The 24,655-nt window shown below is 56.4% G+C and carries 36 protein-coding genes; 4 read left to right on the top strand and 32 right to left on the bottom strand.

The features are described 5' to 3' along the window. Positions 1–216 precede the first annotated feature (216 nt). The 3 genes from SLW75_RS21275 to SLW75_RS21265 are packed head-to-tail and all read left to right on the top strand — an operon-like array spanning position 217 to position 3,736. The gene (locus tag SLW75_RS21275; RefSeq protein WP_410935371.1) at positions 217–2,571 is read left to right on the top strand and encodes an FdhF/YdeP family oxidoreductase; all 2,355 of its coding nucleotides are present in this window, start codon (positions 217–219) and stop codon (positions 2,569–2,571) included. A gap of 57 nt (positions 2,572–2,628) precedes the next feature. Next, entirely contained in the window at positions 2,629–3,207 is a 579-nt protein-coding gene (locus SLW75_RS21270) for a TetR/AcrR family transcriptional regulator (protein WP_410935448.1), read from the top strand. 49 nt (positions 3,208–3,256) lie between these two features. Next, positions 3,257–3,736: a DUF1348 family protein gene (locus SLW75_RS21265; protein ID WP_410935370.1), complete on the top strand. Its 480-nt coding sequence runs from the start codon at positions 3,257–3,259 to the stop codon at positions 3,734–3,736. A 91-nt stretch (positions 3,737–3,827) separates the two neighbouring features. Here SLW75_RS21265 and SLW75_RS21260 read toward each other — a convergent pair whose 3' ends face one another. Beyond that, positions 3,828–4,367 carry a single-stranded DNA-binding protein gene (locus SLW75_RS21260; RefSeq protein ID WP_037017756.1) on the bottom strand — a complete coding sequence of 180 codons (540 nt, stop codon included), beginning with the start codon at positions 4,365–4,367 and terminating at the stop codon, positions 3,828–3,830. Positions 4,368–4,376: 9 nt separating this feature from the next. Then, positions 4,377–5,771, bottom strand: a complete 1,395-nt coding sequence (locus SLW75_RS21255) for an MFS transporter (RefSeq protein ID WP_410935369.1) — start codon at positions 5,769–5,771, stop codon at positions 4,377–4,379. 189 nt (positions 5,772–5,960) lie between these two features. Between SLW75_RS21255 and uvrA the strand changes: the two genes are divergently transcribed. Beyond that, a complete protein-coding gene (gene uvrA, locus SLW75_RS21250; protein ID WP_410935368.1) occupies positions 5,961–8,795 on the top strand; it encodes an excinuclease ABC subunit UvrA in 2,835 nt (944 codons plus the stop codon). A 72-nt stretch (positions 8,796–8,867) separates the two neighbouring features. Here uvrA and bfr read toward each other — a convergent pair whose 3' ends face one another. From bfr to tuf, 30 genes are all read right to left on the bottom strand, one after another. Beyond that, positions 8,868–9,332, bottom strand: coding sequence for a bacterioferritin (gene bfr / locus SLW75_RS21245; RefSeq protein ID WP_122623962.1), 465 nt, complete (start codon positions 9,330–9,332; stop codon positions 8,868–8,870). Between the two features lie 252 nt (positions 9,333–9,584). After that, positions 9,585–9,971, bottom strand: a complete 387-nt coding sequence (gene rplQ, locus SLW75_RS21240; protein ID WP_410935367.1) for a 50S ribosomal protein L17 — start codon at positions 9,969–9,971, stop codon at positions 9,585–9,587. A 42-nt stretch (positions 9,972–10,013) separates the two neighbouring features. Continuing rightward, positions 10,014–11,015: a DNA-directed RNA polymerase subunit alpha gene (locus SLW75_RS21235; RefSeq protein ID WP_007970428.1), complete on the bottom strand. Its 1,002-nt coding sequence runs from the start codon at positions 11,013–11,015 to the stop codon at positions 10,014–10,016. 22 nt (positions 11,016–11,037) lie between these two features. Next, complete coding sequence (gene rpsD / locus SLW75_RS21230; RefSeq protein WP_037017742.1) at positions 11,038–11,658, bottom strand: 30S ribosomal protein S4; 621 nt, start codon at positions 11,656–11,658, stop codon at positions 11,038–11,040. An 18-nt stretch (positions 11,659–11,676) separates the two neighbouring features. Next, positions 11,677–12,066 (bottom strand): 30S ribosomal protein S11, encoded by a 390-nt coding sequence (rpsK, locus tag SLW75_RS21225; protein ID WP_002555466.1) that lies wholly within the window; start codon positions 12,064–12,066, stop codon positions 11,677–11,679. 30 nt (positions 12,067–12,096) lie between these two features. After that, complete coding sequence (gene rpsM, locus SLW75_RS21220) at positions 12,097–12,453, bottom strand: 30S ribosomal protein S13 (RefSeq protein ID WP_037017739.1); 357 nt, start codon at positions 12,451–12,453, stop codon at positions 12,097–12,099. 130 nt (positions 12,454–12,583) lie between these two features. Next, positions 12,584–12,700: a 50S ribosomal protein L36 gene (gene rpmJ / locus SLW75_RS21215; protein ID WP_002555468.1), complete on the bottom strand. Its 117-nt coding sequence runs from the start codon at positions 12,698–12,700 to the stop codon at positions 12,584–12,586. A gap of 28 nt (positions 12,701–12,728) precedes the next feature. Beyond that, complete coding sequence (gene secY / locus SLW75_RS21210) at positions 12,729–14,060, bottom strand: preprotein translocase subunit SecY (protein WP_065988454.1); 1,332 nt, start codon at positions 14,058–14,060, stop codon at positions 12,729–12,731. Continuing rightward, positions 14,061–14,492, bottom strand: coding sequence for a 50S ribosomal protein L15 (gene rplO, locus SLW75_RS21205; RefSeq protein WP_037017733.1), 432 nt, complete (start codon positions 14,490–14,492; stop codon positions 14,061–14,063). 3 nt (positions 14,493–14,495) lie between these two features. Then, positions 14,496–14,672, bottom strand: coding sequence for a 50S ribosomal protein L30 (gene rpmD / locus SLW75_RS21200; protein ID WP_028621547.1), 177 nt, complete (start codon positions 14,670–14,672; stop codon positions 14,496–14,498). A gap of 2 nt (positions 14,673–14,674) precedes the next feature. Then, entirely contained in the window at positions 14,675–15,175 is a 501-nt protein-coding gene (gene rpsE / locus SLW75_RS21195) for a 30S ribosomal protein S5 (protein WP_037017729.1), read from the bottom strand. A gap of 3 nt (positions 15,176–15,178) precedes the next feature. Further along, positions 15,179–15,529 (bottom strand): 50S ribosomal protein L18, encoded by a 351-nt coding sequence (gene rplR, locus SLW75_RS21190; RefSeq protein WP_037017727.1) that lies wholly within the window; start codon positions 15,527–15,529, stop codon positions 15,179–15,181. 10 nt (positions 15,530–15,539) lie between these two features. Continuing rightward, positions 15,540–16,073, bottom strand: coding sequence for a 50S ribosomal protein L6 (gene rplF / locus SLW75_RS21185; RefSeq protein ID WP_122536825.1), 534 nt, complete (start codon positions 16,071–16,073; stop codon positions 15,540–15,542). A gap of 13 nt (positions 16,074–16,086) precedes the next feature. After that, on the bottom strand, positions 16,087–16,479 hold the full coding sequence (rpsH, locus tag SLW75_RS21180; protein WP_037017722.1) for a 30S ribosomal protein S8: 393 nt from the start codon (positions 16,477–16,479) through the stop codon (positions 16,087–16,089). A 214-nt stretch (positions 16,480–16,693) separates the two neighbouring features. Next, a complete protein-coding gene (rpsN, locus tag SLW75_RS21175; protein WP_003186042.1) occupies positions 16,694–16,999 on the bottom strand; it encodes a 30S ribosomal protein S14 in 306 nt (101 codons plus the stop codon). A 13-nt stretch (positions 17,000–17,012) separates the two neighbouring features. Next, positions 17,013–17,552, bottom strand: a complete 540-nt coding sequence (gene rplE / locus SLW75_RS21170; protein WP_037017720.1) for a 50S ribosomal protein L5 — start codon at positions 17,550–17,552, stop codon at positions 17,013–17,015. A gap of 20 nt (positions 17,553–17,572) precedes the next feature. Then, positions 17,573–17,887, bottom strand: coding sequence for a 50S ribosomal protein L24 (gene rplX / locus SLW75_RS21165; RefSeq protein WP_002555478.1), 315 nt, complete (start codon positions 17,885–17,887; stop codon positions 17,573–17,575). A gap of 11 nt (positions 17,888–17,898) precedes the next feature. After that, on the bottom strand, positions 17,899–18,267 hold the full coding sequence (gene rplN / locus SLW75_RS21160; protein WP_002555479.1) for a 50S ribosomal protein L14: 369 nt from the start codon (positions 18,265–18,267) through the stop codon (positions 17,899–17,901). Between the two features lie 23 nt (positions 18,268–18,290). Beyond that, complete coding sequence (rpsQ, locus tag SLW75_RS21155; RefSeq protein WP_003194644.1) at positions 18,291–18,557, bottom strand: 30S ribosomal protein S17; 267 nt, start codon at positions 18,555–18,557, stop codon at positions 18,291–18,293. A 2-nt stretch (positions 18,558–18,559) separates the two neighbouring features. After that, entirely contained in the window at positions 18,560–18,751 is a 192-nt protein-coding gene (gene rpmC, locus SLW75_RS21150) for a 50S ribosomal protein L29 (protein WP_002555481.1), read from the bottom strand. Then, complete coding sequence (rplP, locus tag SLW75_RS21145) at positions 18,751–19,164, bottom strand: 50S ribosomal protein L16 (RefSeq protein ID WP_003186052.1); 414 nt, start codon at positions 19,162–19,164, stop codon at positions 18,751–18,753. The genes rpmC and rplP overlap by 1 nt, the downstream gene beginning before the upstream one ends. A gap of 12 nt (positions 19,165–19,176) precedes the next feature. Next, positions 19,177–19,863 carry a 30S ribosomal protein S3 gene (gene rpsC / locus SLW75_RS21140; protein ID WP_003176422.1) on the bottom strand — a complete coding sequence of 229 codons (687 nt, stop codon included), beginning with the start codon at positions 19,861–19,863 and terminating at the stop codon, positions 19,177–19,179. A 13-nt stretch (positions 19,864–19,876) separates the two neighbouring features. Continuing rightward, positions 19,877–20,209: a 50S ribosomal protein L22 gene (gene rplV, locus SLW75_RS21135; protein WP_003103908.1), complete on the bottom strand. Its 333-nt coding sequence runs from the start codon at positions 20,207–20,209 to the stop codon at positions 19,877–19,879. Between the two features lie 13 nt (positions 20,210–20,222). Further along, a complete protein-coding gene (rpsS, locus tag SLW75_RS21130; protein ID WP_002555486.1) occupies positions 20,223–20,498 on the bottom strand; it encodes a 30S ribosomal protein S19 in 276 nt (91 codons plus the stop codon). 16 nt (positions 20,499–20,514) lie between these two features. Next, entirely contained in the window at positions 20,515–21,339 is an 825-nt protein-coding gene (gene rplB, locus SLW75_RS21125; RefSeq protein WP_003176423.1) for a 50S ribosomal protein L2, read from the bottom strand. Between the two features lie 14 nt (positions 21,340–21,353). Continuing rightward, a complete protein-coding gene (gene rplW, locus SLW75_RS21120; protein WP_065988457.1) occupies positions 21,354–21,653 on the bottom strand; it encodes a 50S ribosomal protein L23 in 300 nt (99 codons plus the stop codon). Further along, positions 21,650–22,252 carry a 50S ribosomal protein L4 gene (rplD, locus tag SLW75_RS21115; protein WP_037017717.1) on the bottom strand — a complete coding sequence of 201 codons (603 nt, stop codon included), beginning with the start codon at positions 22,250–22,252 and terminating at the stop codon, positions 21,650–21,652. Before rplD ends, rplW begins: the two co-directional genes overlap by 4 nt. A gap of 12 nt (positions 22,253–22,264) precedes the next feature. Next, entirely contained in the window at positions 22,265–22,900 is a 636-nt protein-coding gene (gene rplC / locus SLW75_RS21110; protein ID WP_065988459.1) for a 50S ribosomal protein L3, read from the bottom strand. Positions 22,901–22,981: 81 nt separating this feature from the next. Further along, the gene (rpsJ, locus tag SLW75_RS21105; RefSeq protein ID WP_003186070.1) at positions 22,982–23,293 is read right to left on the bottom strand and encodes a 30S ribosomal protein S10; all 312 of its coding nucleotides are present in this window, start codon (positions 23,291–23,293) and stop codon (positions 22,982–22,984) included. A gap of 139 nt (positions 23,294–23,432) precedes the next feature. Continuing rightward, positions 23,433–24,626 (bottom strand): elongation factor Tu, encoded by a 1,194-nt coding sequence (gene tuf, locus SLW75_RS21100; RefSeq protein ID WP_024646116.1) that lies wholly within the window; start codon positions 24,624–24,626, stop codon positions 23,433–23,435. Positions 24,627–24,655: the final 29 nt, after the last annotated feature.

Here is a 24,655-nt window from a genome sequence, read left to right as displayed (position 1 = left end):
ACGCGAGTCACTCCTTCGATCAGGGAACCGTGGAAAAAACGGCCCTCTGACACTGATCGGATTTCACCCGGCAAGTTCGCTCCGACACGCAATCGTCATGTTGGCCGTTGGCGGTCCTCTTACCGACAAATGTAACGAACCTTTACCGAGCCGCTTCGTCGTAGCCTTACGAGGGCGACTGTCTCCAGTGCGCCCGCTCCGCCGAGGATCAACTCCATGTCGCTCATCCATCCCAAAGCCCATTTCCGCCCCTATACCTCTGCCGCCGGCGGTTGGGGCTCGGCGAAGTCGGTGATGGAGATCCTCTGGCGTGAGCAGGCACCGATTCGTGCAGGCCTGCCGCTGATCAAGCAGAACAAGCCGGGCGGGTTTGCCTGTGTCAGCTGCGCATGGGCCAAGCCCGGTAAACCCCACAGCCTGGAGTTCTGCGAAAACGGCGCGAAGGCCACCGCGTGGGAGCTGACGTCGCGGAAGACCGACCCGGCCTTTTTCGCCCGGCACACCCTCACCGAGTTGCGCCAGTGGCCCGATTACGACCTTGAGCAACAGGGCCGCCTCACGCACCCCATGCGGTACAACGCTGGAACTGATCGTTACCAGGAAACCACGTGGGAGGAGGCCTACCGCGACATTGGCGCGCAGCTGAAAAGCATGACGCCGGAGAGCGTGGTTTTTTATGCATCGGGGCGGGCCTCGCTGGAAACGTCGTTCATGTACCAACTGATCGCCCGTGCCTACGGCAACAACAATTTGCCCGACAGCTCGAACATGTGCCACGAGAGCACGTCGGTCGGCCTGCAGGAAAGTATCGGCGTACCGGTAGGAACAGTGACGCTGGATGACTTCGAGCACACCGATTGCATCCTGTTTTTCGGCCAGAACGTGGGCAGCAACAGCCCGCGTATGCTGCATCAGCTGCGTGAAGCGCGACAGCGTGACGTGCCGATCATCACGTTCAATCCGATCCGCGAGCGCGGCCTGGAACGCTTCGTCAATCCGCAGTCCCCGGTGGAAATGCTCGGGCCGAAATCGACGGTCATCAGCACTCAATATCACCAGCTGGCAATCGGTGGCGACACGGCGGTGGTGCTGGGCATTGCCAAATCGCTGTTCGAAATGGACGAGGCGGCGCTGGCTAAGGGTCAGCCCGGAATCATCGATCAGGCGTTTATCGCCCAGCACACCGAAGGATTCGCCGAGTTCTGCAACTGCGCGCTCGAAACGCCTTGGGACACCATCGAGCGTCAGGCAGGACTGAGCCGCAGCGCGCTGGAGGCGGTGGCGACGGTGTATGCCAGACACGAGCGCGTGATGCTGGTTTACGGCATGGGCATCACCCAACACCGGCGCGGCGTGACTAACGTGCAGATGTTGGTGAACCTGCTCCTGCTGCGCGGCAACATCGGCAAGCGCGGCGCGGGCATCTGCCCGGTGCGCGGTCACTCCAACGTGCAGGGCCAGCGCACCGTCGGCATTACCGAAGACCCGAACAAGATTCCTGTGGATAAGATTGAGGCACTGTATGGCTTCGCGGTCCCCTCGAAAAAAGGCCTGAATACCGTTGAGACCTGCGAAGGACTTCTGGACGGCAGCGTGCGCGGATTCATCGGGCTCGGCGGGAATTTTCTGCGGGCGATCCCCGACACGTCCCGCATGGAGCCGGCCTGGAATACCTTGGACCTGAACGTTCAGATCGCCACTAAGCTGAACCGTACTCACCTGGTTCCGGGGAAAAATGCATGGATCCTGCCCTGCCTCGGGCGCATCGAAAAGGATGTGCAAAACGGCGTCGAGCAGGTTTATACCACCGAAGACAGCACCGGCTGCGTGCGGGCGTGGCAGGGTAACAGCGAACCGGCCAGCGCTCACGCCCGGGCCGAAGCCGCGATCCTCGCTGGCATTGCCGAGGCAACATTATCCGGTGCCACCCGGATCGATTGGGACGCCTGGCGCCGCGATTACGCGCTGATCCGTCAGGGCATCGCTCAGGTCTATCCCGAGATTTTCCACGACATGGAAACCCGCATGTGGGAAACCGGCGGCTTTCATCGCCCCATCGCGGCAGCGAAGCGGGAATGGAAAACCGAGAGTGGCCGCGCGATGTTCATCACGCCAGAACTGCTCGAAGAAAACGATGACGTGTACCCGAACCACACCCGCCGCGACGTGCTGCAACTGATGACGTTGCGCAGCAATGATCAGTTCAACACCACGATTTACGGCTACGAAGATCGCTTCCGTGGCGTCAACGGCACCCGCGCGGTCATCTTCATGAACCGCAACGACGTCCTGCGAATGGGCTTCAAACCGGGAGACTGGGTCAACGTCACCACCGCCATCGAGCCTCAGGTCACGCGTTCGGTCGGACCTCTGCAGATCATTGCCTATGACATCCCCGAGAACTGCTGCGCGGCGTACTACCCCGAGTGCAATCCACTCGTTCCGTTGTGGCATCACGCTGAACGCAGCAAGGTGCCTGCGGCTAAATCCATCCCCGTAACGCTGGCCAAGGCTTCACCCAGTGCAGAGGATCTGAAACGCGCGCTGCCGGAGTCTGACCAGGTGCGCTGAGCCTGTTCTTGAAGGAGCGGCTTGACGCGGAAGAACGGACGTTCTACCTTCCGCGTCATGAATACATCAACGGCCAATACCCGCGAGAAAATCCTCGCGACCGCCGAACAGCTTATTTACCAGAATGGCATTCAGGCCACCGGCATGGACCTTCTGGTAAAGACGTCGGGCGTCGCGAGGAAAAGCATCTATCGCTACTTCGCTACCAAAGACGAGGTCGCGGCTGCTGCGCTCAACGCACGTGACGTACGCTGGATGGACTGGTTTCGGACTGAATCAAGCAAGGCCGACACCCCTGAAGCGCGCGTTCTAAATATGTTTGATGTGATCAAAGGCTGGTTCGAGTCCGAAGGCTTTCGCGGCTGCGCGTTTATCAATACCGCCGGCGAAGTTGGCGATCCACAGGACCCCATCCGTCTTATTGCCAAGCTGCACAAGCAGAAACTGCTGGATTACACGCTGGAGCTCTGCGAGCAGCTCGGGATTGCCGATCCGCACACTCTTGCCAGACAGCTTCTCATCCTCATGGAAGGCGCGATCACCGTCGCTCGCGTTATGGGCGACTACAGTGCTGCAGAGAGCGCCAAGGCTGTTGCCCAGTTGATGCTCGAACAGCGATTGCGTTCCAGTTCCTAGCCACACACGTCCCACCCACCGCCGAATCATCACCGCCTGGAGGTCCATCATGTCGTCCAATGCCCAGACTCGCCCGCCACTTCCTCCTTTCACCCAAGAATCCGCCATTGAAAAGGTTCGCCTGGCTGAAGATGGCTGGAACAGCCGGGACGCTGAGAAGGTCTCGCTGGCTTACACACTCGACACCCAATGGCGCAACCGCGCAGATTTCGTCGAGAACCGTGAAGAGGCGCAAAATTTCCTGATCCGCAAATGGAACAAGGAGCTCGACTACCGCCTGATCAAAGAGCTCTGGGCGTTCACCGACAACCGCATCGCGGTCCGTTACGCCTACGAATGGCACGACGATTCAGGCAACTGGTTCCGCTCGTACGGCAACGAGAATTGGGAGTTCAATGAAGACGGCTTGATGGCGCGGCGTTTCGCCTGCATCAATGACATGCCGATCAAAGAGGCAGAGCGCAAGTTTCACTGGCCGCTGGGGCGCCGTCCTGACGATCATCCCGGGTTATCGGATCTGGGTTTGTAACCCTCGAACGCGACCCAAAACAAAGCCCCCGACAACTGAGCTGTGCGGGGGCTTTTGTTTGCTGCGTTATCGCGGCTGGATCACGCGGTGTTTAGAAAGGAATGTCGTCATCGAAGCTGTCGAAATCAGGCGCTGGCTGCGGCGCTTGTTGCGGCGCAGGGCGTGATTCACGCTGTGGCTGAGGAGCGGATTGCTGTGGGCGTGCCTGCTGCTGCGGACGCGGTGCCGAGTTCTGGGAGTTCTGATAACCGCCACCACCCTGGCCCTGTGGAGCGCCGTCGCCTTGAGGACGGCCACCGAGCAATTGCATGGTGCCTTGCATGTCGACGACGATTTCAGTCGTGTAACGCTTGATACCGTCTTTTTCCCATTCGCGGGTCTGCAGCTTGCCTTCGATGTAAACCTGCGAACCCTTGCGCAGGTACTCGCCGGCGATTTCGGCGACCTTGCCGAACATCGAAACACGGTGCCATTCGGTCTTCTCGACCTTCTGACCGGTTTGCTTGTCAGTCCACTGTTCGCTTGTTGCCAGACTCAGGTTGGTCACGGCATTACCGTTAGGCATGTAGCGGACTTCGGGATCCTGGCCGCATGTGCCGACCAATATGACTTTGTTAACCCCACGGGCCATAACGTTCTCCTAGGCTTCACACGTTTCCGACGCTGGATTGACCACTTCGTCGAAAGACGCCCGATCCAACAGTTCTTTGTCAAATTTGATATAGATGGCAGCCTCATCGGCGACCACTACTGCATCTGTTACTCCACGTACGGCCAACACGCGATCGGCAAGGCCTGTGTCGCGTTGAGCCTCGGGCGACAACGGCAAGCGAAGGCTGGTTACGTAGGGAGGTTCGCGCATGGTAACAGCAAACGCCAGCCAGATGGCGGCCAGCCCGGCGCCGCCGAGGAACACAACATCCAGTCCGCCGTGCTGGAAAAGCCACCCGCCGAGGATGCCCCCCGCCGCCGAACCCAGGAACTGACTGGTGGAGTAAATCCCCATCGCCGTGCCCTTCCCGCCCGCCGGAGACACTTTGCTGATCAGCGACGGCAGCGACGCTTCGAGCAAATTGAATGCGGTGAAAAAGACCACAGTGCCGATGACCAGCGCCCGCAGCGTGTCTCCGAACTCCCAGAAGAATAGCTCAGTGAGCATCAGCACCAGCACGGCGCCCAGCAAAACCCGCTTCATCTGACGCTTCTTTTCGCCGTAGATGATGAAAGGGATCATCGCGAAGAAAGAAATCAGCAGCGCTGTGAGATACACCCACCAGTGCTGTTCCTTGGGCAGGCCGGCTTTTTGGACCAGCGCCAGCGGCAATGCAACGAAACTGGACATCAGCATGGCGTGCAACGCGAAGATACCCAAGTCCAGACGCAACAGGTCGGGATGACGAAGCGTCGCGCCCAATGCCTGTCGTGCCAGACCGGATTCCCGGTGCTGCAGGGTCACCGTGGACTTGGGCACGACGAAGGCAACGATCGCCACGCCCACCAGCGCCATCGCGCCGGTCGCCAGAAAAAGTCCGGATAATCCGAACGCACTGGTCAGAATGGGGCCGACCACCATCGCAACGGCGAACGACACGCCGATCGTCATGCCGATCATCGCCATGGCTTTGGTGCGATGCTGCTCGCGGGTCAGATCGGACAGCAACGCCATGACCGCCGCGGAGATAGCACCCGCGCCTTGCAGGACCCGACCGGCGATCACGCCCCAGATCGAGGTGGACTGGGCGGCCAGCACGCTGCCGAGCGCAAACACGATTAGCCCTAAATAGATGACGGGGCGACGGCCGATGCGATCAGAGATAATGCCAAACGGAATCTGCAACACCGCCTGTGTCAGGCCATAAGCGCCGATCGCCAGACCGATGAGTGCCGGGCTCGCGCCGGCCAGGTCCATCCCGTAAGTGGCGAGTACGGGGAGCACCATGAACATGCCAAGCATACGGAAGGCGAACACCAGCGCCAGACCGCCCGCCGCGCGGGTTTCGCTGCCGCTCATGCGCTCGCTGTGAGAATCGTGCATGAAGAAACCTCGTATGAACCGGCGGCGATTCTACCAGTCCCATCGTTTAGAGCACATACGACGGTTTGCCGCGCATCGCAGGAATATTCTTTTTTCCGAGTGAGGCGGCACGCCCTTCAATAGTGTGTATCCATCCAGTATTTCCCCGTATACTTCCACGTTTTACACGCCCGCCGTGCGAGGCCAGCTTTGGACAAGATCTTGATTCGTGGGGCTCGAACCCACAACCTGAAGAACATCGACCTGACCCTTCCACGCGACAAGCTGATCGTCATCACCGGATTGTCCGGCTCAGGAAAATCGTCCCTGGCGTTCGATACGCTCTACGCCGAGGGCCAGCGCCGCTATGTTGAATCGCTGTCCGCCTACGCGCGTCAGTTTCTGTCGATGATGGAGAAGCCGGACGTCGACACGATTGAAGGCCTCTCCCCGGCCATTTCCATCGAGCAGAAGTCTACGTCCCACAACCCGCGCTCGACCGTGGGCACCATCACCGAAATCTACGACTACCTGCGCCTGCTCTATGCACGAGTGGGTCAGCCGCGCTGCCCGGATCACGACATTCCTCTGGAGGCGCAGACCGTCAGCCAGATGGTCGACCTGGTGCTGGCACAACCCGAAGGCGCGAAACTGATGCTGCTTGCTCCCGTGGTTCGGGAGCGTAAAGGCGAGCACCTGGCGGTTTTCGAAGAGCTCCGCGCTCAGGGTTTCGTACGTGCCCGGGTCAACGGCCGTCTGTGCGAGCTGGACGAGTTGCCGAAGCTCGACAAGCAGAAGAAGCATTCGATCGACGTCGTGGTCGACCGCTTCAAGGTACGCTCGGACCTGCAACAGCGCTTGGCCGAATCCTTTGAAACCGCGCTGAAGCTGGCAGATGGCATTGCGCTGGTCGCGCCGATGGACGATGAGCCAGGCGAAGAGATCATTTTCTCCGCGCGCTTCGCCTGTCCGATCTGCGGTCATGCGATCAGTGAGCTGGAGCCAAAGCTGTTCTCGTTCAACAATCCTGCCGGCGCATGCCCAACCTGCGACGGCCTGGGCGTGAAGCAATTCTTTGACACCAAGCGGCTGGTCAATGGCGAACTCACGCTGGCAGAAGGCGCGATCCGTGGCTGGGACAGGCGTAACGTCTACTACTTCCAGATGCTCGGCTCGCTGGCCAAGCATTACCGCTTCAGCCTCGAGGTGCCGTTCAAGGAGCTCCCTGCCGAGCTGCAGAAGGTCTTGCTGGGCGGCAGCGGCAAGGACAGCGTCGACTTCCGTTACTTGAACGACCGTGGCGACATCGTCAAACGTGCGCACCCGTTCGAAGGCATCGTTCCCAATCTGGAGCGCCGTTACCGGGAAACCGAATCGACCACAGTCCGCGAGGAGCTGGCGAAATTTCTCAGCACCCAGCCCTGCCCCGAGTGCCGTGGCACGCGGTTGCGCCGTGAAGCGCGTCACGTGTGGGTCGGCGAGAAGACACTTCCCGCCGTTACCAACATGCCTATTGGCGACGCTACCCATTATTTTGGTGAGTTGAAGCTGACAGGCCGCCGCGGTGAAATCGCTGACAAGATTCTCAAAGAGATTCGCGAGCGCCTGCAGTTCCTCGTTAACGTCGGGCTGGACTATCTGACACTGGACCGTAGCGCCGATACGCTCTCTGGCGGTGAGGCGCAGCGGATTCGTCTGGCCAGTCAGATCGGTGCCGGCTTGGTCGGCGTCATGTACATCCTCGATGAGCCATCAATCGGCTTGCATCAGCGCGATAACGATCGTCTGCTGGAGACGTTGCGACACCTGCGAGACATCGGCAACACGGTGATCGTGGTTGAGCACGACGAGGACGCCATCCGACTGGCCGACTACGTAGTCGACATCGGTCCGGGCGCAGGCGTGCATGGCGGCAAGATCGTCGCGGAAGGCACGCCGCAGGAAGTGATGGATCATCCGGACTCGTTGACGGGTAAGTACCTGTCGGGCCGGGTGAAGATCGCTGTGCCTGCCAAGCGCACGCCGCGTAATAAAAAGCTGTCGCTCAAACTCAAAGGCGCGCGCGGCAACAACCTGCGCAACGTCGATCTGGAAATTCCAATCGGCCTGCTGACCTGCGTGACCGGTGTATCGGGCTCGGGCAAGTCGACGCTGATCAACAACACGCTGTTCCCTCTCAGCGCCACCGCACTCAATGGTGCAACGACGCTTGAGGCTTCGGCACACGACAGCATGGACGGCCTGCAGCACCTGGATAAAGTCGTCGACATTGACCAGAGCCCAATCGGGCGTACACCACGGTCAAATCCTGCGACGTACACCGGGCTGTTTACACCCATCCGTGAGTTATTCGCGGGCGTGCCTGAATCAAGGTCACGGGGTTACGGGCCTGGCCGATTCTCCTTCAACGTGAAAGGGGGTCGCTGCGAAGCGTGCCAGGGTGACGGCCTGATCAAGGTCGAGATGCATTTCCTGCCTGACATCTACGTCCCTTGCGATGTGTGCAAGAGCAAGCGATACAACCGTGAGACGCTTGAGGTCAAGTACAAGGGCAAAAACGTCCACGAAGTACTGGAGATGACGATCGAAGAGGCGCGGACGTTCTTTGACGCCGTACCTGCTCTCGCCCGGAAGTTGCAGACGCTGATGGATGTTGGTCTTTCCTATATCAAGCTGGGTCAGTCGGCGACCACGCTTTCCGGTGGCGAAGCCCAGCGTGTGAAGCTGTCTCGCGAGCTGTCCAAGCGTGACACCGGCAAGACCCTGTACATCCTCGATGAGCCCACCACGGGTCTGCATTTCGCGGATATCCAGCAATTGCTGGACGTCCTGCATCGCCTGCGAGATCACGGCAACACGGTCGTCGTGATCGAGCATAACCTGGACGTGATCAAGACCGCGGACTGGCTGGTCGACCTGGGCCCGGAGGGCGGTTCGAAAGGCGGACAGATCATCGCTACCGGTACGCCCGAGCAGGTGGCGGAAATGAAACAGTCCTACACCGGCCACTATCTGAAGCCGCTCCTGGAGCGTGATCGCGCCTAATCGCATGCTCCTAATAGAAAGCCCCTGTCGCGATCTGCGGCAGGAGCTTTTTTGTAGCGAGCTTTTCAGTCCTCAGAACTGCGACTGAAGGTAATTCTCGAGGCCGATGGATTTGATCAGGCCCAGCTGCTTTTCAAGCCAGTAGGTATGGTCTTCTTCCGTGTCGGCGAGCTGAATGCGGAGGATGTCACGGCTGACGTAATCCCTGTGCTGCTCACAGAGCGCAATACCTTTGCACAGCGCGGCTCGGACCTTGTATTCCAGACGAAGATCGCTGGCGAGCATCTCGGGGACCGTAGTACCCACATCCAGGTCGTCCGGACGCATGCGTGGGGTGCCTTCGAGCATCAGAATCCGGCGCATCAACGCATCAGCGTGTTGAGCCTCTTCTTCCATCTCGTGATTGATACGTTCGTACAGCTTGCTGAAACCCCAATCTTCGTACATCCGCGAGTGGACAAAATACTGGTCGCGCGCAGCCAGTTCTCCAGTCAGCAGGGTATTGAGGTAATCAATTACATCCGGGTGGCCTTGCATCGCCGTCCATCTCCTCGTGAAAGGCGTTAGTTTGAACCAACCAGACTGGTTGGTCACCCTATGGGATGGCAAATAAAGTCAGAAATACTGGGAAATTCGGCCATTTGGTACCGAAAAGGGTGGGAAATGAGGAGGGTTCCGATTATCACTTAGAGTCACCCCATATTCGAGACAATCTGGATACCAGGGGACGATTATCGCAGGCAACAAAAAACCGGGCACTGGGCCCGGTTCTTTGTAATGACTGATGTCTTATTCAGCGGTTTCTACAGAACCAGCGACAGGACGATCAACCAGTTCGACATACGCCATTGGCGCGTTGTCGCCAGCGCGGAAGCCGCACTTGAGGATGCGCAGGTAGCCACCCTCACGAGTTGCATAACGCTTGCCCAGATCGTTGAACAGTTTGCCGACCATTTCTTTCGAACGGGTACGGTCAAATGCCAGACGACGGTTAGCAACGCTGTCAATCTTGGCCAAGGTGATCAGCGGCTCAGCAACGCGACGCAGTTCTTTGGCTTTCGGCAGGGTAGTTTTGATCAGCTCGTGCTCGAACAGCGACACCGCCATGTTCTGGAACATGGCCTTGCGGTGAGAGCTGGTACGGCTCAGGTGACGTCCACTTTTACGATGACGCATGGTTCATTCCTTACCAAACACTACGTTCGGTGATTACGACGATCAGGCAGTCGCCTTGTCGTCCTTCTTAAGACTTGCAGGCGGCCAGTTGTCGAGGCGCATGCCGAGGGAGAGACCACGAGAAGCCAGAACGTCCTTGATCTCGGTCAAGGATTTCTTGCCCAGGTTCGGAGTCTTCAACAGTTCTACTTCGGTGCGCTGAATCAGGTCGCCGATGTAGTAAATGTTCTCCGCCTTAAGGCAGTTGGCCGAACGTACGGTCAGTTCCAAATCGTCAACCGGACGAAGCAGGATCGGATCGATCTCGTCTTCCTGTTCGACTACAACGGGTTCGCTGTCACCTTTGAGGTCGACGAACGCAGCCAACTGCTGTTGCAGGATGGTTGCTGCACGACGGATAGCCTCTTCAGGATCCAGAGTACCGTTGGTTTCCAGATCAATAACCAGCTTGTCCAGGTTGGTACGTTGCTCGACACGGGCGTTTTCCACCACGTATGCAATGCGACGGACCGGGCTGAACGAAGAGTCGAGCTGCAAGCGACCAATGCTGCGGCTTTCGTCTTCATCGCTCTGACGCGAGTCTGCTGGTTCATAACCGCGACCACGAGCTACAACGAGCTTCATGTTCAGGGCGCCGTTAGACGCCAGGTTAGCGATTACGTGATCGGGGTTAACGATCTCGACATCATGATCCAGCTGAATATCGGCAGCGGTAACCACCCCCGAACCCTTCTTCGACAAGGTCAGCGTAACTTCGTCTCGACCGTGCAGCTTGATAGCCAGACCTTTAAGGTTCAACAGGATTTCAATGACATCTTCCTGTACACCTTCGATGGCGCTGTACTCATGGAGCACACCGTCAATCTCGGCCTCGACTACTGCACAGCCGGGCATGGAGGACAACAGGATGCGGCGCAGCGCGTTGCCCAGGGTATGGCCGAAACCACGCTCGAGAGGCTCGAGGGTGATTTTGGCGCGGGTCGGACTGACAACCTGCACATCAATGTGGCGGGGTGTCAGGAACTCATTTACCGAAATCTGCATGGATGCACCTATTTTCTAGCCCTTACTTGGAGTAGAGCTCGACAATCAGGCTTTCGTTGATGTCGGCGGACAGATCACTGCGAGCTGGAACGCTTTTGAAGACGCCAGATTTTTTCTCAGTGTCTACTTCTACCCATTCTACGCGGCCACGTTGGGCACACAGATCGAGAGCCTGGACAATACGCAGTTGGTTCTTCGCTTTTTCACGAATTGCCACTACGTCACCAGCACGGACCTGGTAGGACGGAACGTTAACGGTTTTGCCGTTTACGCTGACCGACTTGTGCGATACCAGCTGACGCGATTCGGCACGAGTCGAACCAAAGCCCATGCGGTATACAACGTTGTCCAGACGGCATTCGAGCAGTTGCAGCAGGTTCTCACCAGTTGCGCCTTTTTTGCCGGCAGCTTCTTTGTAGTAGCCGCTGAACTGACGCTCGAGAACGCCATAAATACGACGGACTTTCTGCTTTTCACGCAGTTGAGTGCCGTAGTCGGACTGGCGACCGCGGCGTTGGCCGTGGATACCAGGTGCTGCTTCGATGTTGCACTTCGATTCGATCGCGCGCACGCCGCTCTTCAGAAAGAGATCGGTGCCTTCGCGACGAGCGAGTTTGCATTTTGGACCAATGTAACGAGCCATTCTTTACAATCTCCTGGATTACACGCGGCGCTTCTTCGGCGGACGGCACCCGTTATGCGGGATTGGCGTCACGTCGGTGATGCTGGCGATCTTGTAGCCGCAGCCGTTCAAAGCACGGACAGCAGATTCACGACCTGGACCTGGACCTTTGACGTTGACGTCGAGGTTTTTCAGGCCGTATTCCAGCGCAGCTTGACCAGCACGTTCAGCAGCTACTTGAGCAGCGAACGGCGTGGACTTGCGAGAACCGCGGAAACCCGAACCACCGGAGGTTGCCCAGGAAAGAGCGTTACCTTGACGGTCGGTGATGGTCACGATTGTGTTGTTAAAAGATGCATGGATGTGGGCGATGCCATCAACCACTGTCTTTTTAACTTTTTTACGAGGACGAGCAGCAGGTTTTGCCATGATTTAATTCCTGTCGATTCGCTGGGGCGATTACTTGCGGATCGGCTTACGCGGACCTTTGCGGGTACGCGCGTTAGTCTTGGTACGCTGACCGCGCACTGGAAGACCACGACGATGACGCAGACCGCGATAGCAACCGAGGTCCATCAAGCGCTTGATTTTCATGTTGATTTCGCGACGCAGATCACCTTCAGTGGTGAACTTCGCGACTTCGCCACGCAGCTGTTCAATCTGCTCGTCGCTCAGATCTTTGATCTTTACCGCCGGGTTAACCCCGGTAGTAGCACAGATTTTGTGTGCAGTTGTGCGACCAACACCATAGATGTAGGTCAGCGAGATAACAGTATGCTTGTTATCTGGAATGTTAACGCCTGCAATACGGGCCATTCAGTGGGACTCCAATTGACAGCTACCTACGCCCCGGAAGCCAAGAAATAGGGCGCGAGATAATATCGCTGTAATAACAAATAATCAACCCAGCAGCGCACTAGCTGCTGGGCTTTTAGCACAGATCACATTAGCCTTGGCGCTGCTTGTGACGTGGTTCCGCGCTGCAAATTACTCGAACAACACCTTCGCGGCGAATAATCTTGCAGTTGCGGCACAGCTTTTTCACCGATGCACGAACTTTCATCACCAACTCCTCGAACCTTATGGGTGCTTCAGCGCAGCATGCCGCTGCCGTAGCCCTTCAGGTTGGCTTTCTTCATCAGGGATTCATACTGGTGCGAAACGAGGTGCGATTGCACTTGGGACATGAAGTCCATCACAACCACGACCACGATCAGCAACGAGGTCCCGCCAAGGTAAAACGGCACGTTTGCAGCGACCACGAGAAACTGTGGGAGCAGGCATACGGCCATCATATAGAGAGCACCGAACATGGTCAGACGAGTCAGAACGCCATCAATATAGCGCGCCGACTGCTCACCAGGACGGATGCCCGGAATAAAGGCACCGGACTTCTTCAGGTTTTCCGCTACGTCTTTCGGATTGAACATCAACGCCGTATAGAAGAAGCAGAAGAAAATAATCCCTGCACTAAACAGCAGAATATTCAACGGCTGACCAGGTGCGATCGACTGCGAGATGTCCTGCAACCAGCCCATACCCTCAGACTGACCGAACCAGGCACCCAGCGAAGCCGGAAACAGCAAGATGCTGCTCGCGAAGATGGCAGGAATAACACCCGCCATGTTCACTTTCAACGGCAAGTGGCTCGTCTGCGCAGCGAAGACCTTACGGCCCTGCTGACGCTTGGCGTAGTGAACAGCAATACGACGCTGACCACGCTCGATGAACACCACGAAACCGATGATCGCTACTGCCAGCAAACCGATGGCGACCAAAGCGAAGATATTGATATCACCTTGGCGTGCAGACTCGAAAGACTGCCCGATCGCTCTCGGAAGACCGGCGACGATACCCGAAAAAATCAACATCGAGATACCGTTGCCAACACCGCGCTCAGTGATCTGCTCGCCCAGCCACATCATGAACAGCGCACCAGCAACAAACGTGGTGACTGCAACGAAGTGGAAGCCGATATCTGCTGAGAACGCAACGCCCTGCCCGGCCAAGCCAATGGACATGCCAATGGCTTGAACCAGGGCCAGGACGACGGTGCCATAGCGGGTGTACTGGCTGATCTTACGACGACCAGCCTCACCTTCCTTCTTCAACTGCTCCAGCTGTGGGCTGACTGCGGTCATGAGCTGCATGATGATCGATGCCGAGATATACGGCATGATCCCCAGTGCAAAGATGCTCATGCGCTCCAGCGCACCGCCGGAAAACATGTTGAACAAGCTAAGAATGGTCCCCTCATTCTGTCGAAACAGGTCCGCCAGTCGGTCAGGGTTGATACCCGGAACTGGGATATGCGCACCGATCCGATAGACGATAATCGCCAGGAACAGGAAACGCAGACGAGCCCAGAGTTCGGACAACCCGCCGCTTTTGCCTAGCGCTGAGAGAGCACCTTGCTTAGCCATTTATTCCTCGAACTTGCCGCCAGCTGCTTCGATAGCCGCACGCGCACCTTTGGTGGCTGCGATACCTTTGAGGGTGACTGCGCGAGTAACCTCACCGGACAGCATGATTTTCACACGCTGTACGTTTTGGTTGATCACGTTGGCATCCTTCAGGGACTGCACAGTGACGACGCCTTCAACTTTAGCCAGCTCGGAGGTGCGAACTTCAGCACGATCCATAGCTTTCAAAGAGACGAAGCCGAACTTAGGCAGACGACGATGCAACGGCTGTTGGCCGCCTTCGAAGCCCGGAGCAATGGTGCCACCGGAGCGGGAGGTCTGACCTTTGTGGCCACGGCCACCGGTCTTACCCAAACCGCTACCGATACCACGGCCCGGACGATGCTTTTCGCGACGGGAACCCGGCGCTGGACTCAGATCATTGAGTTTCATCGATTAACCCTCGACGCGCAGCATGTAGTAAGCCTTGTTGATCATCCCACGGTTTTCCGGGGTATCAACGACTTCTACAGTGTGACCGATGCGACGCAGACCCAAACCCTTAACGCACAATTTGTGGTTAGGGATGCGGCCGGTCATGCTTTTGATCAGCGTTACTTTAACGGTAGCCATGATCAGAAGATCTCCTGGACGTTCAGGCCGCGTTTAGCAGCGATGGACTCAGGGGACTGCATGGTTTTCAAACCCTTGAACGTTGCGTGAACAACGTTGACCGGGTTAGTCGAACCGTAGCACTTGGCCAGAACGTTGTGGACGCCAGCAACTTCGAGGACGGCGCGCATTGCACCGCCAGCGATGATGCCAGTACCTTCCGACGCAGGCTGCATGTAAACCTTCGAAGCCCCATGAGCGGACTTGATGGCGTACTGCAGCGTAGTGCCGTTCAGATCAACCTGGATCATGTTGCGGCGAGCAGCTTCCATTGCCTTCTGAATCGCGGCAGGCACTTCACGTGACTTACCACGGCCGAAGCCAACGCGCCCTTTACCATCACCAACCACGGTCAACGCGGTGAAAGTGAAGATACGGCCGCCTTTAACGGTTTTTGCTACGCGATTAACTTGTACCAGCTTCTCGATGTAGCCTTCGTCGCGTTTTTGGTCGTTATTTGACATAACTTAGAACTCCAGCCCGCCTTCACGAGCAGCATCAGCCAGCGCCTTAACGCGACCGTGGTACTTGAAGCCAGAACGATCAAAAGCCACTTGCGATACACCGGCGGCTTTCGCACGCTCAGCGATCAGCTGGCCAACTTTAGTGGCCGCGTCGATGTTGCCAGTGGCGCCATCACGCAGTTCTTTGTCCAAAGTCGAGGCGTTTGCCAAGACTTTGCTGCCGTCGGCCGAGATGACCTGGGCATAAATGTGCTGCGAAGAGCGGTACACGCAGAGACGCACGACTTCGAGTTCGTGCATTTTCAGGCGTGCTTTGCGAGCGCGACGCAGTCGGGTAACTTTTTTGACGGTCATTTGCTATGCCCTACTTCTTCTTGGCTTCTTTACGACGGACGACTTCGTCCGCGTAACGCACGCCTTTGCCTTTGTACGGCTCTGGACGGCGGAAGTCGCGGATCTCAGCGGCCACTTGACCAACCAACTGCTTGTCGATACCGCGGATGACGATATCGGTTTGGTTGGGAGTCTCAGCGGTGATGCCTTCCGGCAATTCGTAGTCCACTGGGTGCGAGAAGCCAAGGGCCAGGTTCAGCACCGTGCCTTTTGCTTGCGCTTTGTAACCAACACCGACCAGCTGGAGCTTGCGCTCAAAGCCTTGGCTTACGCCTTGGACCATGTTGTTTACCAACGCACGAGTGGTACCAGCCATTGCGCGAGTTTGTTGATCGCCATTGCGAGCAGCAAAACGCAACTCACCGGCTTCTTCAACAATTTCAACGGCCGAATGAATGTTCAGGTCTAGAGTGCCCTTGGCACCCTTCACCGAAAGCTGCTGGCCGACGAGTTTAACTTCGACGCCTGCTGGCAACTTAACGGGGTTCTTAGCTACGCGTGACATGCTTATCCCCCCCTTAGAACACAGTGCAAAGCACTTCGCCGCCGACACCGGCAGCGCGCGCAGCACGATCCGTCATCACACCTTTGTTGGTGGAGACGATAGACACACCGAGGCCGCCACGAACTTTTGGCAACTCATCGACGGACTTGTACTGACGCAGGCCTGGACGGCTAACGCGCTTCACTTCTTCGATGACCGGACGGCCTTCGAAGTACTTCAGCTCGATGGATAGCAACGGCTTGGTTTCGCTGCTGATCTGATAACCCGCAATGTAACCTTCGTCCTTCAGGACTTTGGCTACAGCCACCTTCAACGTGGAGGATGGCATGCTTACGACGGGCTTTTCAGCCATCTGGGCATTACGGATACGAGTTAGCATGTCCGCTAACGGGTCCTGCATACTCATGGGCTAGACGCTCCTGATACAAAAAAAATGAGCCTTACGGCTACAACCTATCGCCTTAAAATTTCGGGCACGTGCAAGCACGGGCTCTGGCGAGCCGGCAATTCTAGGCGCACCCCAGAAATGAATCAAGCCCCAAAAGGGGCTTGATTCAAATTCAGGCTCTACGCCCATCGGTTCATGGTGATCACGATGGACGCAGTGCGAGAATAGCTGCTTACCAGCTGGCTTTAACCAGACCTGGTACGTCGCCACGCATTGCTGCTTGACGCAGCATGTTACGGCCGAGGCCGAACTTGCGATATACGCCGTGCGGACGACCTGTCAGGCGGCAACGGTTACGCATGCGCGAGGCACTTGCGTCACGTGGTTGCTTCTGCAGTGCGACCGTTGCTTCCCAACGTGCTTCTGGACTTGCGTTCAGATCCACGATGATCGCTTTCAGCGCAGCACGCTTGGTAGCGTACTTGGCAACGGTGAGCTGACGCTTCAGCTCACGGTTTTTCATGCTCTTCTTGGCCATGGTCCTACTCCAATCAGTTGCGGAACGGGAACTTGAAAGCACGCAGCAATGCGCGACCTTCTTCGTCCGTACGAGCAGTGGTGGTCAGGGTAATGTCCAGACCGCGCAGGGCATCGATCTTGTCGTAGTCGATTTCCGGGAAAATGATCTGCTCTTTAACGCCCATGCTGTAGTTACCACGACCATCAAAGGACTTGGCATTCAGGCCGCGGAAGTCGCGGACCCGAGGCAGGGAGATCGACAGCAGACGATCCAGGAATTCATACATACGCTCACGGCGCAGAGTCACTTTGACACCGATCGGCCAACCTTCACGGACTTTAAAGCCTGCGATAGATTTGCGAGCGTAAGTCACGACGACTTTTTGGCCGGTGATTTTTTCCAGGTCTGCAACAGCGTGCTCGATGACTTTCTTGTCACCGATCGCTTCGCCCAGACCCATGTTCAGGGTGATCTTGGTAACGCGTGGAACTTCCATCACGTTCGAAAGCTTAAGTTCTTCCTTAAGTTTCGGTGCGATTTCTTTCCAGTAAATCTCTTTTAGTCGTGCCATGGTCTTCTACCTAGCAGTGTTCAAGCATCAACCGCTTTTTGGGTCGACTTGAAGACACGAATTTTCTTGCCGTCTTCAACTTTGAAACCAACGCGATCAGCTTTGTTGGTTGCGCCGTTGAAAATGGCGACGTTAGAAGCGTGCAGTGGCGCTTCTTTCTCGACGATACCGCCCTGTACGCCCGACATCGGGTTTGGCTTGGTATGACGCTTCACCAGGTTGATCCCACCAACGACCAGACGGTCGTCAGCGAGAACCTTGAGCACCTTACCGCGCTTACCTTTGTCTTTGCCGGCGATCACGATGATCTCGTCGTCACGACGAATCTTTTGCATGTCGGATCTCCTTACAGCACTTCTGGGGCGAGCGAGACGATCTTCATGAACTTCTCAGTACGAAGTTCACGGGTCACTGGCCCAAAGATACGGGTGCCGATCGGCTCTTGCTTGTTGTTCAACAGAACAGCAGCGTTGCCATCAAAGCGGATGATGGAGCCGTCTGCGCGACGAACACCGTGGCGAGTGCGGACTACTACGGCAGTCATCACTTGGCCTTTCTTCACCTTACCGCGCGGAATTGCTTCTTTGACGGTAACTTTGATGATGTCACCGATACCAGCGTAACGACGATGAGAGCCACCAAGCACCTTGATGCACATAACGCGGCGCGCGCCGCTGTTATCGGCCACATCGAGCATGGATTGAGTCTGAATCATATAATTTCTCCGACCCCTAGCCCTTAGACTTCCACAGCGCGTTCGAGAACATCAACCAGCGCCCAAGATTTAGTCTTGGCCATCGGACGAGTTTCACGAATAGTGACCTTGTCGCCGATGTGGCACTGATTGGTTTCGTCGTGCGCGTGCAGCTTAGTCGAACGCTTAACGTATTTACCGTAGATTGGGTGCTTGACGCGACGCTCGATCAGTACGGTGATGGTCTTGTCCATCTTGTCGCTGACGACACGGCCAGTCAGCGTACGGACGGTTTTTTCGGCTTCAGCCATGATTACTTACCTGCCTGCTGGTTGAGCACAGTCTTCACGCGAGCGATGTCACGCTTAACTTGCGAGAGCAGGTGAGACTGCCCCAACTGGCCAGTTGCTTTCTGCATGCGCAGATTGAACTGGTCGCGCAGCAAGCCGAGCAGTTGCTCGTTCAGTTGCTGTGCTGATTTTTCACGAAGTTCATTCGCTTTCATCACATCACCGTCCGCTTAACAAAGGAGGTGGCGAGCGGCAGCTTTGCAGCAGCCAGGGCGAAAGCCTCACGCGCCAACTCTTCGGAAACACCCTCGATTTCATACAGGACTTTGCCTGGCTGAATCTGGGCAACCCAGTACTCCACGTTACCCTTACCTTTACCCATCCGAACTTCGAGGGGCTTTTTGGTAACAGGCTTGTCCGGGAATACACGGATCCAGATCTTGCCGCCACGTTTAACGTGACGGGTCAGTGCGCGACGCGCTGACTCGATCTGACGAGCGGTGAGACGACCACGAGCAACAGACTTCAGCGCGAACTCGCCGAAGCTGACTTTGCTACCGCGCAGTGCCAGACCACGGTTGTGGCCGGTCATCTGCTTGCGGAACTTCGTACGCTTAGGTTGCAACATTTGGCGTACCCCTTACTTAGCAGCTTTTTTACGAGGCGCTGGTGCTTGCGGCTTCAGCTCTTCTTGGCGACCACCAATTACTTCGCCTTTGAAGATCCAAACCTTTACACCGATCACACCATAAGTGGTGTGAGCTTCGTAGTTGGCATAGTCGATGTCGGCACGCAGGGTGTGCAAAGGCACACGACCTTCGCGATACCATTCAGTACGTGCAATTTCAGCACCGCCGAGACGACCGCTCACTTGGATTTTGATGCCTTTGGCACCAATGCGCATGGCGTTCTGCACTGCGCGCTTCATAGCGCGACGGAACATTACACGACGCTCCAGCTGCTGAGCTACGCTCTGCGCAACCAGCATACCGTCGAGTTCCGGCTTACGGATCTCTTCGATATTGATGTGCACAGGCACACCCATTTGCTTGGTCAGGTCCTGACGCAGCTTCTCAACATCTTCACCTTTCTTCCCGATAACGATACCTGGACGAGCGGTGTGGATGGTGATGCGTGCAGTCTGCGCCGGACGATGGATATCGATACGGCTTACGGACGCGCTTTTTAGTTTGTCTTGGAGATACTCTCGCACCTTCAGATCAGCGAACAAATAGTCCGCATAAGTCCGACCGTCTGCGTACCAGACGGAGGTGTGCTCCTTGACGATTCCCAGGCGAATGCCAATGGGATGTACTTTCTGACCCATCTCTTCGACTCCGTTACTTGTCAGCAACCTTGACAGTGATATGGCAAGACCGCTTGACGATGCGATCAGCACGGCCTTTGGCACGTGGCATGATTCGCTTCAGCGAACGCCCTTCGTTGACGAAAACGGTGGAGACCTTAAGGTCATCAACGTCTGCGCCTTCGTTATGCTCGGCGTTGGCTACGGCCGACTCCAGCACTTTCTTCATGATCTCGGCGGCTTTCTTACTGCTGAAAGCCAACAGGTTGAGCGCTTCGCCCACCTTCTTCCCGCGGATCTGGTCGGCGACCAAGCGGGCTTTCTGGGCGGAGATTCGAGCGCCCGACAACTTAGCGGCTACTTCCATCGTTCCTTACCCCTTAACGCTTGGCTTTCTTGTCTGCCACGTGCCCACGATAAGTGCGGGTACCGGCAAACTCGCCTAGTTTGTGGCCGACCATGTCTTCGTTCACGAGAACAGGAACATGCTGACGACCGTTATGCACAGCAATGGTCAAACCGACCATTTGTGGCAGGATCATAGAACGGCGCGACCAGGTCTTAACTGGTTTGCGATCGTTCTTTTCCGCCGCCACTTCGATCTTCTTCAGTAGGTGAAGATCAATAAAAGGACCTTTTTTCAGAGAACGTGGCACTGTCGTATCCCTCTATTTACTTGCGACGACGGACGATCATTTTGTCGGTACGCTTATTACCACGAGTCTTCGCGCCCTTAGTCGGGAAGCCCCACGGCGATACCGGATGACGACCACCAGAGGTACGACCTTCACCACCACCATGTGGGTGGTCAACCGGGTTCATGGCAACACCACGAACGGTTGGGCGAACGCCACGCCAGCGTTTGGCACCAGCTTTACCCAGCGAACGCAGGCTGTGCTCGGAGTTCGAGACCTCGCCCAGAGTCGCACGGCATTCAGCCAGAACTTTACGCATCTCACCGGAGCGAAGACGCAGGGTCACGTAGACACCTTCACGAGCGATCAGCTGTGCAGATGCACCAGCGGAACGAGCGATCTGGGCACCTTTACCCGGCTTCAATTCGATGCCGTGAACGGTAGAACCCACTGGAATGTTGCGCAGCTGCAGAGCGTTGCCTGGCTTGATTGGAGCCAGAGCGCCTGCGATCAGCTGGTCGCCAGCACTCACGCCTTTAGGCGCGATGATGTAACGACGCTCGCCGTCTGCGTACAGCAGCAGTGCGATGTGAGCAGTACGGTTTGGATCGTATTCAATACGCTCGACGGTGGCAGAAATGCCATCCTTGTCGTTGCGACGGAAATCGACCAGACGATAATGCTGCTTATGACCACCACCGATGTGACGAGTAGTGATGCGGCCATTGTTGTTACGACCACCAGTCTTCGATTTTTTCTCGAGCAGCGGTGCGTGAGGAGCGCCTTTATGCAGCTCCTGGTTGACCACCTTGACCACAAAACGGCGGCCAGGGGAAGTCGGTTTGCATTTAACGATTGCCATGATGCACCCCTTCCTTACTCAGCACTGCTGCTGAAATCGAGATCTTGGCCTGGCTGAAGGGAGATAACTGCCTTCTTCCAGTCATTACGCTTGCCCAGACCGCGAGCAGTGCGCTTGGTCTTACCCATAACATTAAGGGTAGTGACACGCTCTACTTTCACGCTGAACAGGCTTTCGACGGCCTTCTTGATTTCCAGCTTGGTTGCATCAGTAGCAACCTTGAAAACGAACTGACCTTTTTTGTCTGCCAGAACCGTAGCCTTCTCGGAAACGTGCGGGCCAAGCAGAACTTTAAATACGCGTTCCTGGTTCATCCCAGCAGCTCCTCGAATTTCTTCACGGCCGACACAGTGATCAACACTTTGTCGTATGCGATCAGACTAACTGGATCGGAACCTTGAACATCACGCACATCAACGTGCGGCAGGTTACGAGCAGCCAGGTACAGGTTCTGATCAACAGCGTCCGACACGATCAAAACGTCGGTCAGGCTCATGTCGTTCAGCTTGCCCAGCAGATCTTTGGTTTTCGGCGATTCAACAGCGAAATCCTGAACCACGACCAGACGATCAGTGCGAACCAGTTCAGCAAGGATGGAGCGCAGTGCAGCGCGATACATCTTCTTGTTGAGCTTCTGAGAATGATCCTGAGGACGTGCTGCGAAAGTGGTACCGCCGCCGCGCCAGATCGGGCTACGGATAGTACCGGCACGAGCACGGCCAGTACCCTTTTGACGCCAAGGGCGCTTACCGCCACCGGATACGTCAGAACGGGTCTTTTGCTGCTTGCTGCCCTGACGACCGCCAGCCATGTAGGCCACGACTGCCTGGTGAACCAGCGTCTCGTTGAATTCGCCGCCAAATGTCAGTTCGGAAACTTCGATCGCTTGGGCGTCATTTACATTTAATTGCATGTCAGCTTCCCCTTAACCGCGAGCCTTGGCTGCTGGACGTACAACCACATTGCCGCCAGTAGCGCCAGGAACAGCACCCTTGACCAACAACAGATTGCGTTCAGCGTCCACGCGCACTACTTCCAGGGACTGCACGGTCACGCGCTCAGCGCCCATATGACCGGACATTTTTTTGCCCTTGAATACACGACCAGGAGTCTGGCACTGGCCGATAGAGCCCGGGACGCGGTGGGACACGGAGTTACCGTGAGTATTATCTTGGCCACGGAAATTGTGGCGCTTGATAGTACCTTGGAAGCCTTTACCTTTGGACTGACCGGTAACATCTACCATCTGGCCAGCAGCAAAGATTTCTGCATTGATCAGATCGCCAGCCTTGTATTCGCCTTCTTCAAGACGGAATTCCAAGACAGTACGACCAGCGGCAACGTTCGCCTTAGCGAAGTGACCTGCTTGAGCAGCAGTCACACGGGAAGCACGACGCACGCCGACAGTGACTTGCACTGCACGATAGCCATCGACTTCTTCGGTTTTGAACTGGGTGACGCGATTCGGCTCGATCTCAATGACCGTAACCGGAATGGAGACACCTTCTTCGGTGAAAATACGGGTCATACCGCATTTACGACCGACTACACCAATAGTCATGTTGTAAACCTCATGAGTGTACGGGGCTTTCACCCGCTATGGCCGCCCATTTCAGAGCGTTACACGACTAAGACCCGAGTCTTAGCCGAGGCTGATCTGTACTTCCACACCTGCCGCAAGATCAAGCTTCATCAGCGCATCAACGGTTTTATCCGTTGGCTGGACAATGTCCAGAACACGCTTATGAGTACGGATCTCGTACTGGTCGCGCGCGTCTTTGTTGACGTGCGGAGAAACCAGAACGGTGAACCGCTCTTTACGGGTAGGGAGTGGAATCGGACCACGCACTTGAGCACCAGTACGTTTCGCGGTTTCCACGATTTCCTGGGTGGATTGGTCGATCAGGCGATGGTCAAAAGCCTTCAACCTGATACGGATTTGCTGATTTTGCATTGGATTTCAGACTCCAGGCTACTTCCCACCGAGCGCAATACGCCCGTTTAAAGGAGGCGCAATTCTATAGACGAGCTAACAGGGTGTCAACCCAATAAAAAAGCCCCCGCAAGCGGGGGCTCTTTTTGAAGATCATCGCTTACGCGATGATTTTGGCTACGACGCCAGCGCCGACGGTACGACCGCCTTCACGGATAGCGAAACGCAGACCGTCTTCCATTGCGATTGGCTTGATCAGGGTAACGGAAACTTTCACGTTATCACCTGGCATAACCATCTCAACGCCTTCCGGCAGTTCGCAGCTACCAGTTACGTCGGTAGTACGGAAATAGAACTGTGGACGGTAGCCTTTGAAGAAAGGAGTGTGACGACCGCCTTCTTCTTTGCTCAGAACGTAGATTTCAGCTTCGAACTGAGTGTGAGGCTTGACGGTACCTGGCTTGACCAGAACCTGACCACGCTCAACGTCGTCACGCTTGGTGCCGCGCAACAGAACGCCGCAGTTCTCGCCAGCACGACCTTCGTCGAGCAGCTTACGGAACATTTCAACACCGGTGCAGGTGGTGACGGTAGTGTCACGCAGACCAACGATTTCCAGTGGATCTTGAACCTTGACGATACCGCGCTCAACACGACCAGTCACAACAGTACCGCGACCAGAGATCGAGAATACGTCTTCGATTGGCATCAGGAACGGCTTGTCGACAGCACGCTCTGGCTGAGGGATGTAGCTGTCCAGAGTTTCAACCAACTTCTTGACGGCAGTGGTGCCCATCTCGTTGTCGTCTTTGCCTTCCAACGCCATACGGGCGGAGCCGATGATGATTGGAGTGTCGTCACCTGGGAAGTCGTAAGTGCTCAGCAGATCGCGCACTTCCATCTCAACCAGTTCCAGCAGCTCAGCGTCGTCTACCAGGTCAGCCTTGTTCAGGAAGACCACGATGTACGGAACGCCTACCTGACGGGACAGCAGGATGTGCTCACGAGTCTGTGGCATCGGACCATCAGCAGCCGAACAAACCAGGATAGCGCCGTCCATCTGGGCAGCACCGGTGATCATGTTCTTGACGTAGTCAGCGTGACCCGGGCAGTCAACGTGTGCGTAGTGACGTACAGACGAGTTGTACTCAACGTGAGCAGTGTTGATGGTGATACCGCGAGCCTTCTCTTCTGGTGCGCTGTCGATCTTATCGAAGTCAACACGAGCCGAACCGAAGACTTCGGAGCAGACGCGAGTCAGAGCAGCGGTCAGCGTAGTTTTACCATGGTCAACGTGACCGATGGTGCCAACGTTGACGTGCGGAAGGGAACGATCAAATTTTTCTTTAGCCACGACAAATAACTCCTAGCCTAAAGGCGCTG

The sequence above is a fragment of the Pseudomonas sp. W5-01 genome (assembly GCF_046540435.1).
Taxonomy (GTDB): Bacteria; Pseudomonadota; Gammaproteobacteria; order Pseudomonadales; family Pseudomonadaceae; genus Aquipseudomonas; species Aquipseudomonas graminis_B.
Note: the sequence above shows the minus strand (reverse complement) of the source record. Positions and strands in the feature narration are given on the sequence as shown.